The 12,896-nt window shown below is 70.8% G+C and carries 10 protein-coding genes; 5 read left to right on the top strand and 5 right to left on the bottom strand.

The features are described from left to right. Positions 1–155 precede the first annotated feature (155 nt). Positions 156–1,238, top strand: coding sequence for a hypothetical protein (locus IT371_11450; GenBank protein ID MCC6748267.1), 1,083 nt, complete (start codon positions 156–158; stop codon positions 1,236–1,238). 258 nt (positions 1,239–1,496) lie between these two features. After that, entirely contained in the window at positions 1,497–2,885 is a 1,389-nt protein-coding gene (locus IT371_11445) for a hypothetical protein (GenBank protein MCC6748266.1), read from the top strand. A 28-nt stretch (positions 2,886–2,913) separates the two neighbouring features. Here IT371_11445 and IT371_11440 read toward each other — a convergent pair whose 3' ends face one another. After that, positions 2,914–3,846 (bottom strand): L,D-transpeptidase, encoded by a 933-nt coding sequence (locus tag IT371_11440; GenBank protein MCC6748265.1) that lies wholly within the window; start codon positions 3,844–3,846, stop codon positions 2,914–2,916. A gap of 120 nt (positions 3,847–3,966) precedes the next feature. On the opposite strand from IT371_11440, the gene IT371_11435 reads away from it, so the two are divergent. After that, positions 3,967–5,370 (top strand): hypothetical protein, encoded by a 1,404-nt coding sequence (locus IT371_11435; protein MCC6748264.1) that lies wholly within the window; start codon positions 3,967–3,969, stop codon positions 5,368–5,370. A gap of 10 nt (positions 5,371–5,380) precedes the next feature. On the opposite strand, the gene pyrF is transcribed toward IT371_11435, so the two are convergent. The 3 genes from pyrF to IT371_11420 are packed head-to-tail and all read right to left on the bottom strand — an operon-like array spanning position 5,381 to position 8,441. Next, the gene (pyrF, locus tag IT371_11430) at positions 5,381–6,106 is read right to left on the bottom strand and encodes an orotidine-5'-phosphate decarboxylase (protein ID MCC6748263.1); all 726 of its coding nucleotides are present in this window, start codon (positions 6,104–6,106) and stop codon (positions 5,381–5,383) included. Then, positions 6,107–7,246 carry an acyl-CoA dehydrogenase family protein gene (locus IT371_11425; GenBank protein MCC6748262.1) on the bottom strand — a complete coding sequence of 380 codons (1,140 nt, stop codon included), beginning with the start codon at positions 7,244–7,246 and terminating at the stop codon, positions 6,107–6,109. 10 nt (positions 7,247–7,256) lie between these two features. Further along, on the bottom strand, positions 7,257–8,441 hold the full coding sequence (locus IT371_11420) for an acyl-CoA dehydrogenase family protein (GenBank protein ID MCC6748261.1): 1,185 nt from the start codon (positions 8,439–8,441) through the stop codon (positions 7,257–7,259). A gap of 163 nt (positions 8,442–8,604) precedes the next feature. On the opposite strand from IT371_11420, the gene IT371_11415 reads away from it, so the two are divergent. Further along, the gene (locus IT371_11415) at positions 8,605–9,570 is read left to right on the top strand and encodes a hypothetical protein (GenBank protein MCC6748260.1); all 966 of its coding nucleotides are present in this window, start codon (positions 8,605–8,607) and stop codon (positions 9,568–9,570) included. Between the two features lie 58 nt (positions 9,571–9,628). Here IT371_11415 and IT371_11410 read toward each other — a convergent pair whose 3' ends face one another. Continuing rightward, positions 9,629–11,089, bottom strand: a complete 1,461-nt coding sequence (locus IT371_11410; GenBank protein MCC6748259.1) for a dipeptidase — start codon at positions 11,087–11,089, stop codon at positions 9,629–9,631. 33 nt (positions 11,090–11,122) lie between these two features. Between IT371_11410 and IT371_11405 the strand changes: the two genes are divergently transcribed. Beyond that, positions 11,123–12,880, top strand: a complete 1,758-nt coding sequence (locus tag IT371_11405; GenBank protein ID MCC6748258.1) for a tetratricopeptide repeat protein — start codon at positions 11,123–11,125, stop codon at positions 12,878–12,880. Positions 12,881–12,896: the final 16 nt, after the last annotated feature.

Genomic DNA, 12,896 nt, shown 5'->3' with positions numbered 1-12,896 from the left:
CCATTCGCAATGGGTTTCGTTGTTGGTAGCCCAGGGCAGGGGGGCTGTCAAGGCGGGCAGGGACGACCGGGGACGCGTGGGGCGGCGAATTCCGTTGACTCGCGGGAGGCGCTCGCCCCATGTTCGTGCCGCTTTTCTCAGACCGAGGCAATCGTATGAGATCATCGACATTCCGTGCATGGTTCGCGGCTCTCGGGCTCGCGTGTGCCGCGTGCTCCGACGGCGGTGGCCCCGCCGGGCCCGACGGGGGCGGACAAGCCGACGCCGGGCCGGCCGCCTACGGTCTGCCCTGTGCGAAGGACGAGGACTGCGGCTCGAAGCTCTGCGTGGACAAGTTCTGCTCGCGCGCCTGTCGCAAGCAGGCGGAATGCCCGCCGGTGCGGAGCGACCCGAACCCGAGCAAGCGCGCCGGTACGCTCGGGGGTCCCTGCGATCCCAAAGACAAGAGCTGCGGCCCGGGGCTCGTCTGCGTCGCCAACGAGTGCCTTCGGGCGTTCGACTGCGGCGAGGTAGAACCCGGGAAGACCTCGTGCTACGCGCGGCGGTACGACAGCCGCCCCTACACCATGGGACACGACTGCTCGATCGATGGGCGATGCGCGCAGAGCTACAAGTGCATGGGCGTCCCCGGGGACACCGAGCGGTACTGCGCGCCGGCCTGCAAGACGGACCAGGATTGCCCCGCGGCCTTCCGCTGCGCCTCCGCCCAGACGGGGAACCGACCGGCAGAAAAACGCTGCATGCGCCGTCAGTTCGGACACCCGTGCGCAGTGGAGGACCAGTGCGGCGATGCGGCCAATCTGTGCATCGCGGACGTGAATCAGAAGAAGTACTGCAGCAAGGCCTGCGTCAAGGGAGGGAATACCTGTCCTCCCTTCGCCACCTGCGAGGACGTGGGGAACGGCAAGCTGCAGTGCCGGCACAAGGCCGGATACGCTTTCAAGCCCGAGGCGAAGCTCTGCGAGCCCTGCGTCGCGCACTACACCCTGCCCGAGGGGAACACGGAGTTCACCGTGGCCGAAGAGGGGGGCTGCGTGGCGGGAGGCTTCTGCCTCCGTCTGAACTCGTACTCCCGCGAGGACTACTGCGCGACCCCCTGCGACGCGGAGGGCAAGTGCCCCGACGGCTATTCGTGCGGGAAGTTCTCGTCGTTGGGCGAGAACACGAAGCTCTGCATGAAGACGAAGCCTCTGCCCGAGGATCCGACCCGGAAGACCCTGGACACCTGCTTCCCGTAGGCTGCACTCCCCGTCCTGCGCCGGACCACGCACCGGTGCCTGCGGGCCACGGGGTGGGGTGCTCGCTCCCAGGAATCGTGGGGTCGAGTCTCCACCCGCGGGCCCGGAGCGTGCGGGAATTCCGGCGCAACTCCGCGCCGCGCCAGCACCACGGAGCGCACGGTCTCGCCCACCGCCATGGTACGGCGATTGCTTCATTTCCCGCACATGTCGGACCACCAACCCGCCCTGTCATCGGCCACCCGTGGCATCAGCCTCATGATCGGTAAGATCCTCGACCGGCGCTACGTGGTGCTCGAGCTTGCCGGCCCCGATGGGCCCGGGTTCCGGTACGTCGTCTACGACATGAATGCGCTCAAGCGGACCCACGTCCGGGTGGGCCTGGATCGCGAGGGAGAGGTCACCGAGGAGGCCTACGAGGTGGTGGAGCCGTCGACACCGCTGGCGGGCGTCCCCGTGACTCCGCCCCGGCTCGTCTCAGTCCCTGCCCCTTCGCTGGCTGTCCCCCTCCCCGTCCCGGCACCCGTTCCCGCGTCGGCACCCGTTCCCGTGGCGACCCTTCCGGCGCTCGGGGCGTTCTTGCCGCACCTGGTCACGCAGCCGGTCGATCTGACGGCTTTGGAGGAGCTGACCGAGGAGCTGGAGCTCGGGACCGAGGACCTGCCTCGGCGGCGCGTGATGACCCGCGAGATCGAGGCCGCGTGGTTCGCGCGCGGGGAGGAGCTGAGCCAGGATGGCGTGGAGCTTCCCCCCGAGTGGGCGGAGACCGCGCTGGCGGATCACGCGCAGCTCATCCGTCAGGCGGAGAAGCTCTCTGCCGAGGAGTACCGGCGTTTTGCGCTGGAGCTCTCTCCTCCGACGCCCCCCGCGCGGATCCTCGAGGCCTTCCTCTCTACGCGGCCCGAGGCGGTGATCCAGGGGGTGGCGGTGCCCGTGGTGGAGCCCGCTGCGCCCCCGGTCGCGTCGGAGCCGCAGGCCCTTCCGGCGGCGCCAGCCGCTCCGATCGCGCCCGCCATGCCGACTGCGCCTGTCGTGCTTGCCATGCCGGCCGTGCCGGTGATGCCGGTCCTCGCTCCGATGGGTGACGCCCTCGCTCCGCGGGCCGAGGCGTCAGCGACGGTCGCCGTGGCGGCATCTTGGAGCGGCTCGACGGCCGGGGCGCGACCCGGGTCGGTGGCGCGGTTGCGCGCACGGACCGTGAATCCGCGCCGCTTCGCCACCGGGCTCGCCGTGGGCGTGGCGCTCGGCGTGGTCGTCGCGGTGGTCCTGGCGAAGCGCGCGCCGGATCCGGCTCCCGTGCCGACGGCGTCGAGCCGGCGGTCGGAGTCACCGGCGGTCGCTTCCTCCTCCGCACCGTCGAAGCTCGCGCCGACGGGTGAGGCCGCTGACGAGAAGCGGGCGAGCGAGGAACCGGCCACCGCCACGCGCACCGGAAAAGCGCTCCGGAGCCACGCGAAGACGAAGGCGAAGCTGAGCGTTGGGCAGCGCCGTAACGTGAGCAAGAACCTCGCGGGGGCGCGCCAGGCGCTCCGCAAGAAGCACTGGCGCCTCGCCCGCACGAGGGCCCTCGCCGTGCTGCGCGTGCAGCCCCACCACCGAGGCGCTTACGCCATCAAGACGCGCGCCGAGTCGCGCCTAGGTCTGTAACGGCGGGACGCGCCGGCGGGGGCCGGCGCTACGGCGCGCCGAGCACCGCCACCCGCAGGGAATACGGAACGGCGCCCCTCGGGTGGCTGCCCGGCGAGGCGGGTGCGACGACCCGGAGGTAGCGCTCTCCGCGGTAACGGGCTAGCCGCGGGACCCGGTGCAGCACCCGACGCGTTCCGTTTGCCAGCGTGCTGATGGCGCGCAGCCCGTAGAGCTCGAGGCGCAGCGAGCCGTCGTGGTCCAGCTCGGCGGAGACGAGATCGCCCGACTGCAAGGTGATGGCGTACCAATGGTCCACGCCGCCGCAGCTCCGGTCGTGATGCGCCGCGCCCGGCCCGAGGCGCCCCATGCGGCGCACTCCGATTCCGGATTCAGGGCAGTCCGTCGAGTTCCCCGCGGCGGCGAGGCGGCGCTCCGCCTCGGCGTCGGGTGCGTCGGTGAAGACGACGGGGATCCGGGGGCGGCGACGTGCGAGCCGGAAGAGCTCCCGGAGCTCCGAAGGTCGCATGCGCACGCAGCCCGCCGAAACGGGCCCCCAGATGAGGGTCGGTGTCACGGGCCCGTGGATGCCGTAGGGGCGCACGATCCGTCCCGCCTGGCGACGCGTCACCCCGTCGAGGCGCAGGAAGGGCAGCCCTCCGAGGTAGGCGGGCTCGCGTCGCGCGGGGTCGTAGAATTCGCGGTCCTCGGGGTCCGTACCGGTGAAGAGGGTTCCGGTCGGCCCTTCGCGCTCCTCGCGAGGGCTGCGCCCCAGGCCGACGGGGAAGACGCGCACGCGTCCCGGGCTCTGCTCGAGCCGTAGCGTATAGCTTGCGCGCGAGATGACGATGCGCGGAAAGACCCCCGGCGCTCCCGAGGTGGGGACGAGGAGGGTCGACACGACGAGGCCGCAAGCGAGCCACCTCGCGAACTCGGCGCGCGCGGGGCGCTGACGCGGACGAGACTGGCGGTCAGCTGCCACGACGTTCCTCTCGGCGGCCGCACCCCTCGACCACCACGACACGGTCACCCTGCTCCGTGCCGGGTCCTGACGCGCCGGGGTTGTGGATGCGCCGCCGCCGAGTAGTCTACTCACGGTTCCATGGCCGATGAAGCCCCCCTTCGCTCCCGGTTCTCGCGCACCGCGGCGTGCGTCGGCGTCTCGCTGGCGCTGCACCTCCTCGTCGCGCTGGGCCTGGCCTGGCGCGGAGGCTTCGTCCGCTGGCCCCGGCTCGACGTCACCTGGCTCGATCAGGACAACGTGCTGGGTGTGGCCCCAATGCAGCGCCCGGAGGCGGCCCCGGAGAAGCCGCAGCTGTCGTCGTCGGCCGCCCAGGACCCGGCGCCGCCGCCCCTTCGGCGAAAGCGCGCGCTGCGAGCGTCGGTTTCGGTGCGCGATGCGGGGGGCGCCGACGCCTCGGAGCCGATCCTCGATGCCGCGCCGGGACTCGCGCGCGCGGACGCCGGGCCGCCCGGCGGCGGGACCTCGCGCGTGGCCCTGGCACGCCTGGCGCCACCCCAGGCCGCGCTGATGCTGGTCTTGCGCATGGATCGCATCCGACGCTCGCCCTACGCCGATGCCGTACGGCGCCTGCTCGGCGTCTTCTACGACTTTAAGACGCTCCTCTGGTCGACCGAGCTCGACCCGGTCCGGGACTTTCAGGCGCTGCTCATCGCGACGCCGAACCCCTATCGCGTCACCGAGACCTTTCTCGTCGTTCGCCACGCCTTGCCGGAGCGTCGCCTGAAGCAGGCCTTCGAGAAGAGCGGCCAGTACGGCGGTCAACACCTGCGGTGGCGCGCAGGCGAAGGCGGGGGCCTCCAGGGACAGGTCCCCTCCCCTCCGCGGCTCGCCGGAGATCGGCGCGTCGTGGTCCTGCGCTCGGGGCTGGCGCTCCTCACCGATCCGAAACACCTCTCGCTCCTGCAGGCGGCCGCTGCGTCGGCGCGGGCGGATGCGGGACCTGGGTCCCCGCAGGGCCTGATCGACCGGCTGAAGGATCTGCATCGCGAGGGACATAGCCCCGCGAGCGACCCCGGGCTGCTCCTTCAGGCCGTGAACCTCCCGCGGCTCGTTCGCCTGCCGGCCGACGTGCCGGTGCCGCTCGGGCTGCAGGCCGTCCTCCCCGCGGAGGCCCCGGCGCGCTGCGAGGCCGCGCTCAGCTTCGCCGACGAGGGGCAGGCGCGCGCGTTCATCACCGTGGTGCCGGCCAAGATCGAGCAGGCCCGCCAGTCGGTCCTGCTGCGGCTCCTCGGGGCGGTGGAGCTCCTCGACGCGCTGCGCTTTCAGCGCCGGGGCCGGGAGGTGATGGTGACGGCCACTCTCACGGGAGATCAGGTGCGAGGGGTGCTCGAGGCCTTCCGTGCCGCGATCCCGCAGGTGCAGGTGCCGGGGATGCGGGACCGGGTGCCGCCCGACGGTGCCGCCTCGCCCCGTTCTTCGGGCCGTGATGCGACGGCGAGTCCCGCCGACGCGGGGGTAGGAGCCGGGGGGGCCAGGCCCTAGCCTCCGGTCGTCAGCGGCGCGCGGCCTGGGCCATCTCCGCGAGGATGCCCTGCGCGGCGAGCAATGGATCCGCGGCGTCACGGATCGGCCGGCCCACGACGAGCAACCCGGCACCGGCCGCGATGGCCTCGGCCGGAGTGACCGCCCGGCGCTGGTCCCCGGGATCCGATCCCGCGGGGCGGATCCCGGGATTGACGATCAGGAGCTCCGCACCGAGCGCGGCGCGCACGCGCGCGGTCTCTCCGCCGCTGCAGACCACCCCGGCGCAGCCGCTCTCGCGCGCCAGGCGAGCGCGGGAGCTCACGAGCTCGGCGAGCTGCGCCGCCCCGACCGCAAGGTCGGGCGCCAGGTCGGCGGGGCCGATGCTCGTGAGGACCGTGACCAGCAGGATCTTCACCCCGGGTGCGGCGCGAACCGCTGCGTCGACCGAACGGCCTCCGGGGTCCGCGTGCACCGTCAGGTAGCACGCTCCGAGAGACTCCGCCACCCGTGCGGCGCGCCCAACGGTGGCCGGGATGTCGTGGAGCTTGAGGTCCAGAAAGACCGGCGCCCCGCGGCGTACGAGCTCGCGCACGAGGTCGGGACCCTCGGCCACGAAGAGCTCGAGACCGACCTTGAAGCAGCCCACTGCCGGAGCGAGTCGATCCGCCAGCTCGAGCGCCGCCCCCCGCTCGGGCACGTCCAGCGCGAAGCAGAGCCGCGCGCGCGCCGCCCGCTGCCCCGGCGTAAGCTCCACCTAGCCCCCGAGGCCGGCCGTGAAGACCGGCAGATGCGAGAAGCGCTCCACGTGGTGTTCCTCATCCCCGAAGAGCACGCCGAGGGCGTGGAGGCGCTTGAAGTAGAGGCCGATGTCGTGCTCGTCGGTGATGCCGATGCCTCCGTGGAGCTGGATCGCCTGCTGCGAGACGAAACGACCGGACTGCGCGAGCTGGACCTTGGCCGCGGAGACGGCGTAGCGCCGCTCGCCGACGTCCGGATCTCCGACCCGGATCGCCGCCATGATGGCCATCGACTTGGCGAGCTCGGTGGCCACGAACATGTCCACCGCGCGGTGCTGCAGCGCCTGGAAGACGCCGATCTTCACGCCGAACTGCACCCGCGTGTTCAGGTACTCGACGGTGAGGCGCAGCATGCGCTCCATCACGCCGAGGCCCTCCGCGCAGGCGGCCGCGGCGCCGAGATCCACGAGGTCCTCGAGGAGCGGACCGGCAGATCCCGGCGCTCCCAGGCGCGACTCCTCCGGCACCTCGACGTCGCCGAAGGCGAGGGTCGCCGCGTGCTGGCCGTCGATGGTGCGGACGGGGGTGACGCGCAGGCCGGGAGCGGTCCGCGGGACGACGAAGAGCGTCGGGCCCTCCGGGGCGCGTGCCGACACCACGACCTGGTCCGCGCCGTGACCGTTGAGCACCCACCGCGCCTCGCCTGAGAGTCGATAGCCTGCGCCGCTGCGTTGCGCGAGGACGGGGGGCTCCGCCGCGCGCCCGCGGTTCTTCTCACCGCCGTAAGCCAGCGCCAGCGACGTCTGTCCGGCCAGCATGGGAGAAAGCCATTGCTCGAGCTGCGCGGGAGACCCTGCCCGAGCGAGCGCGGTGCCGGCCAGGACTACCGACGGGACGTACGGTTCCGGGACCAGCGTGGTGCCGAACTGCTGGAGGATCAGCATGCTCTCCACGAAGGAGCCGCCGAAACCGCCGGCCTCCTCGGGGAGGGAGACGCCGAGCCAGCCGAGCTCGCCCATCTGGCGCCACACGTCACGCGAGTAGCCCAGGGGATCCTCGCGCAGGGCCCGGAAGCGCGCGACGGGCGAGTCCTTTCGCACGAACTGCGTGACGGTGTCGACGAGCAGCTTCTGATCAGGGGTAAGTTCGAAGTTCATCGCGCACCCATTACCTGTCCGGGAGTCCGAGGATCCACTTGGCGATGATGTTCTTCTGGATCTCGTTGCTCCCACCGTAAATCGTCGTGGCTCGGTTGTAGCAGTACGCCGGCGCGACCCACTGTTCGAGCGGGGGCACGACGCCCGGGTCGTTGAACCACGAGAGCGAGTTCTCCCCCATGATGTCGGCCGCGAGCTCGAAGCACTGCTGCTGGATCTCGGACCCCACGAGCTTCAGGATCGACGACTCGGGCCCTGGGGCGTGGCCGAGCTGGGCTCCGGCGAGCGCGCGGTAGTTGGCCATCTGGTGCGCCCTGAGCTTGATCTCGAGGTGGGCGAGGCGCGCGCGGTACGACGGGTGCTCTAGCGCGGGCTTCCCGCCGATCATGACCTCGGCGGCGATCCGCTTGCACCGCCGGAGCTGCCGTCGCGAATAGCCCACGGCCGCGATGAGAGTTCGCTCGTGCCCGAGGAGCGCCTTGGCCACCGTCCAGCCGCCGTTGAGCGGCCCCACCACGTTCTCTTTGGGTACGACCACGTTCTCGAAGAAGGTGTCCGAGAAGGAGGGCGTCCCGCCGATGGTCAGGGTCGGTCGCACCGTGACCCCGGGTGACTTCATGTCGATGAGCAGGAAGCTGATCCCGGCCTGCTTCTTCACCGACGCGTCGGTGCGCACCAGGCAGAAGATCCAATCGGCGTACTGCGCGTAGGTGGTCCAGGTCTTCTGACCGTTGACCACGAAGTGTCCCGCGCCGTCGTCCTCCGCCCGCGTCTGCAAGCTGGCCAGGTCGGAGCCCGCGTTCGGTTCGGAGTACCCCTGGCACCAGACCTCCTCACCCGCCAGGATCGGGGGCAAGAAGCGCTTCTGCTGGGCCTCTGCGCCGAACTGCATCAGGAGCGGCCCGACCATGTGCAGTCCGAAGGGACTCAGGATCGGAGTGCCGGCCAGCTCCAGTTCCTCGGTCAGGATGAAGCGGCGCGTGGCGTCAAGCCCGGGCCCACCGTGCTCCTTGGGCCAGTGCGGCGCCACCCAGCCCTTCTGGTAGAGGATCTTGTGCCACTCCATGGACTCCTTCATCCCGTACTGGGCGTCCACGGCAGCGAGCGCCGCCAGATGCGGTGGCAGCGCGGTGGCGATCCACGACCGCACCTCTTCGCGAAACGCGATCTGTTCCGGGGTGAATGAGAGATCCATGGCAGCCTCCTGCGCGAGGGCCCTGCGCACAGCTGTGGGCAGCGCCGGTCGCACTATAGCACGGCGCGTCGGGAATACCCGGGGCGACCTTCCCCGTTGCGTGTGACATAGGGCCGTCAGTATAGTGACGCCCGCCTATTGAGCAAAAAGGAGCGTAGAGACTATGCGTACTCGGTTTGGATGGATTCTCCCCGGTGTCCTCGCGGCCGCCTCGATGGTTGGCTGCGGCAGCAGCAGCACCACGACGGCTGACAGCGGGACCACGACCCAAAACGATTCGGGAGGCATGGGGGACATGGGGCATACGGGCGACATGGGTGGACCCGCGCCCGACAGCGGTAGCACCACCGGCGGGCTCTTCCAGGGGGTGGCGAGCAAGGTCACCCTGCCCACCTCCGACACGGAATACGCGCAGGACGTGGACGGCAAGGGGAAGAAGAACAAGCTCGGCGGCGTCCTCGCCGCGATGAAGCAGCTCGAGCTGCAGATCGGGATGAACGAGGCGTTGAGGACGGGACAGCTCCTCGTGCTGACCGAGGTCTTCGCCAAGGCGCTCACGGATGACCCGGCGGCGTCGATCCAGGTGCATCTCGGCAAGGACCTGGACGGGAACGCCACGGATAACTTCTCCGGCACCGAGGAGTTCGGCGTGCACGCCAAGAGCCCGCCGGCCGCCAAGGTGAACATCAAGATCACGGGTGGCAAGATCGAGGGCTCCGGCGGCGAGCTGGTCTTCCCGCTGCCCATGGGGGCAGACCTGGTCCTGCTCACGCTGAAGAAGGCCGTGATCCGCGGGACGGTGAGCACCACGGGCATCAGCGACGGTATCCTCGCCGGCGCGATCCCCGTCTCCGAGTTCGACTCCAAGCTCGCGCCCGCCATGGCGGGGCTCATCAACGCCTACCTGAAGGACACGAAGGTCGACGCGGCGACGAAGACCATGCTGAAGACCATGTTCGACGGCAACGGGGACGGAAACGTCACGACCGATGAGGTGAAGTCGGCCGCCGTGATGAGCCTGATCAAGAACCCCGACGTGGATCTGAACGGCGACGGCAAGCTCGACAAGGACGACGGCATCTCGGGAGCCATCTCCTTCACCGCGGTGGCGGCCAAGATCAAGCGCTAGATTCCAGGGGACGCCCAGCCTCGGGCTCCCTCCCCTCCTCCCCCCCTGTCCCCCTTCCTTAGGCCGACCTTCCGAGGCCGGCCAGGAAGTGCGTGACCGTCTTCATCCCCTTGTCGAGCATCCGCAGATCGAACTTCTCGTTCGGGGCGTGGAGGTTGTCGTCGGGGAGGCCGAAGCCGAGCAGGATCGTCTCGCGCCCCAGCACCTGCTTGAAGTCCGCGACCACGGGGATGGAGCCCCCCTCCAGGGTGAAGGCCGGTTCCTTGCCGAAGACGGTCTTCACCGCGTCGGCCGCCACCCGCATCGCCGGGAAGTCGGTGCTGACCCGCACGGGCCAGCCCAGGTTCTTGTGGCGCTTGACGGTCACGGTGGCGTGCGGCGGCGCGAGGCTCTTCAGGTGTGCCTCGGCGAGAGCCACGATCGCCTCCGGATCCTGGTCCGCCACGAGGCGCATGGAGATCTTGGCGTGCGCCTGACTCGGCAGCACGGTCTTGACCCCCTCGCCCGTGTAGCCGCCCCAGATCCCGTTCACCTCGAAGGTGGGGCGGGCGCCGATTCGCTCCAGGGTGGTGTACGCCTTTTCGCCGAAGACGGCCGGCGCGCCCACCGACTTGGCGTGCTTGTCGTCGCTGTGCGGCACCTTGGCCAGGGACGCGCGCTCCGCCTTGGTGAGCGACCGCACCTGGTCGTAGAAGCCCGGGATGAGGACCTTCCCGGTCTTGGGATGCTTGCAGGCCGACAGGATCTCCGCGAGCACCTGGATCGGGTTGGCCACGCTGCCGCCGTAGCTGCCGCTGTGCAGGTCGCCCTTGGCACCTTGCACGGTGACCTCCAGGGAGGCGAGCCCGCGTAGGCCCGTGGTGATGCTGGGCACGCGGATGTCCACCATGTGCGTGTCGCTCACGACGATCACGTCGCACGCGAGCGCCTTGGCCTGCTTCTTCACGAAGGGTACGAGATTCGGGCTGCCGATCTCCTCCTCGCCCTCGATGAGCACCTTCACGTTGACCGGGAGTTCGCCGACGGTGCGGCGGAAGGCTTCGAGCACCTTGAGGTGGATGAAGACCTGCCCCTTGTCGTCGGCAGCGCCGCGCGCGAAGAGCTTGCCGCCACGGACCTCCGGGGTGAAGGGAGGTGATTGCCAGAGCTCGAGCGGTTCGGCGGGCTGCACGTCGTAGTGCCCGTAGACCAGCACGGTGGGAGCGCCCTTCTTCTCGGGGCTTCTCGCGGTCACGACGGGGTGCCCCGGCGTGTCGTTGATGGTCACCTCTCCCAGTCCCGCGGCGCCGAGCTGGTCCGCGACCCACTGCGCGGCCCGGCGGACGTCGCCCTTGTGCTCCGAGCGCGTGCTCACGCTCGGGATGCTGAGGAAGGTGCACAGCTCATCGAGATGGCGACTTCGCTCTTGATCGAGAAAGTGCAGGACCTCTTTCACCGTCGTGCCTCCGCGCTGGAATCGCGCGGCAGCATACCGCCGCGGACGGGTCTCAAGCAATTGTGCGCGCGCGGCGTTTGGCATCTCGCCCTCGGCCTCCTATGATCCGGCGAACGCATGCCGTCCCCCACGATCAGTCGAGGCGAGCCTCCGCGCGACGCGCCGTCGAGCTGGACCCACGCGTTGCTGCTCGTCGGTCTCGTGGCGCTGGTCTTCGGCAAGGCGGTGAGCTTCCCGTTCGTGGACTGGGACGACCGGGGCTACATCGTCAGCAACCCGCTCATCGTGGCGCCGCTCTCGCGCGGCCTGCGGGAGCTCTTGCTCACCCCCGGCCTGGGCTATCCTCAGCCCCTCACCGTACTGAGTCAGCACCTCGACTTCCTCCTCGGCGGTGGCAGCCCCTGGCCCTTCCACCTGACCAACCTCCTGCTGCATGCGCTCAACGCAGTGCTCGTGCTGCGCCTGCTGCGGGTGGTCGGGTTGTCGCGGCTCCCGGCTCTCGTTGGGGCCGCCCTCTTCGCCGTGCACCCCATCGTGGCCGAGCCGGTCTGCTGGGCCACGGGGCGCAAGGATCTTCTCGCCGCCGCCTTCCTTCTCGGCGCCCTCCTCGTCCATCGGAGGGTGGCGGAGCGCACCGAGGGGGCGTGGCGCGCCGTCGGCATCGTGCTCCTGCTGCAGCTCCTCAGTCTCGGGGCCAAGCCCCTGGCCGTGGTCCTGCCGCTCCTCTTCCTGGCGGAGAGCTGGGTCTTCCGCCGACCTCTGCGGCGAGGGGCATCGCTTCTCCTGTTGGGCGGGTCCGTCGCGCTGTCCGCCGCGTCCCTCTGGCTCTCGTACCGCGGCCAGGCGGGCCACGGGGCGCTCGGCGGGCACGCCTCCTCGGCAGCCTCGCCGCTCGCGTTCGCCTCGCAGCACCTCTTTTTGCAGGTCAGGAACTTCGTGCTGCCGACGGAGCTCTCGCCGAAGTACCTCCTCGAGCTCCCACGCCCATGGCTGTCGGCGTGGGGGTTCGCGGGGCTCGGAACCGTCCTGGGCGGCGCGGCGGCCCTCCTCCTCGCGCGACGCCTACGGGCCGACCGGGCTCTCTTCGGGCTTCTGGCGGGCGCCATCCTGTTCGCTCCGTCGAGCGGGCTGGTCCCGCTCAGCCGGGGGCCGGCCGACAGCTACCTCTACCTCCCCGGAGCGATGCTGGCGCTGTGCGTCGCCGCGGGGGTCGCGGCGCTGGGACGCGGTCGCCTGCGGGCGACTTACGTCGTGGCCGCTGTCGCCGTCGCGGTGCTCGGGTTCGCCGGGTTCGTCCAGGCGGGGATCTGGTCCAGCTCCGCGTCTCTTTGGCGAACCGTCGTGGAACACTATCCGCAGCACCGCGCCAGCCACTGGGCCTACGCCGACGCCCTGGCGCAGGGGGGGCGGCCCCGAGAGGCCGTGGCCGTGTACGAACGGGCGCTGCGCCGTTTTCCCTATCCGCCCGAGGACCCGGGCGTGCTGAGCGCCATGGGGCAGGGCTGCTTGCTGGCCAAGGACCTGCCCTGCGCCCTGAGGTGGTTCGCGGAGGCGGTCCGGCACTATCCCGACGACGTGCAGCGCGCGCTGCGGCTCGTGGGGGTGGCGGCCCTCGGGGCCCGCACGCAGGAGGGGGACGCCTCGGGGACGGTCGCCCGGGCGGACCGGATCGTTCGCGCGGCGCTCGAGGGGCTGGCGCGCGTCCCCGAAGGCGGAGGCGATGATGCCCAGCGGCGGCTTCGGCGGGCGCTCACTCCGATGGACGCGGCGGCGGGCCTCGGCCTGCGCCGCTACCTCACGGACCCCCGCCTCGCAGCGCAGGTCCGGCGACTTTTGCCGCCCGGCCCACGGGGCAGACCCTCGCCGCGGCCATAAAAAAAGGGGACAGCGT

The sequence above is a fragment of the Deltaproteobacteria bacterium genome (assembly GCA_020848905.1).
Taxonomy (GTDB): Bacteria; Myxococcota_A; Polyangia.
Note: the sequence above shows the minus strand (reverse complement) of the source record. Positions and strands in the feature narration are given on the sequence as shown.

Excerpts from the sequence above, each read along its gene's own strand:
- IT371_11450 (MCC6748267.1), top strand. The coding sequence starts at position 156 with ATGAGATCATCGACATTCCGTGCATGGTTCGCGGCTCTCGGGCTCGCG.
- IT371_11445 (MCC6748266.1), top strand. The coding sequence starts at position 1,497 with ATGATCGGTAAGATCCTCGACCGGCGCTACGTGGTGCTCGAGCTTGCC.
- IT371_11435 (MCC6748264.1), top strand. The coding sequence starts at position 3,967 with ATGGCCGATGAAGCCCCCCTTCGCTCCCGGTTCTCGCGCACCGCGGCG.
- IT371_11425 (MCC6748262.1), bottom strand. The coding sequence starts at position 7,246 with ATGAACTTCGAACTTACCCCTGATCAGAAGCTGCTCGTCGACACCGTC.
- IT371_11420 (MCC6748261.1), bottom strand. The coding sequence starts at position 8,441 with ATGGATCTCTCATTCACCCCGGAACAGATCGCGTTTCGCGAAGAGGTG.
- IT371_11415 (MCC6748260.1), top strand. The coding sequence starts at position 8,605 with ATGCGTACTCGGTTTGGATGGATTCTCCCCGGTGTCCTCGCGGCCGCC.
- IT371_11410 (MCC6748259.1), bottom strand. The coding sequence starts at position 11,089 with ATGCCAAACGCCGCGCGCGCACAATTGCTTGAGACCCGTCCGCGGCGG.
- IT371_11405 (MCC6748258.1), top strand. The coding sequence starts at position 11,123 with ATGCCGTCCCCCACGATCAGTCGAGGCGAGCCTCCGCGCGACGCGCCG.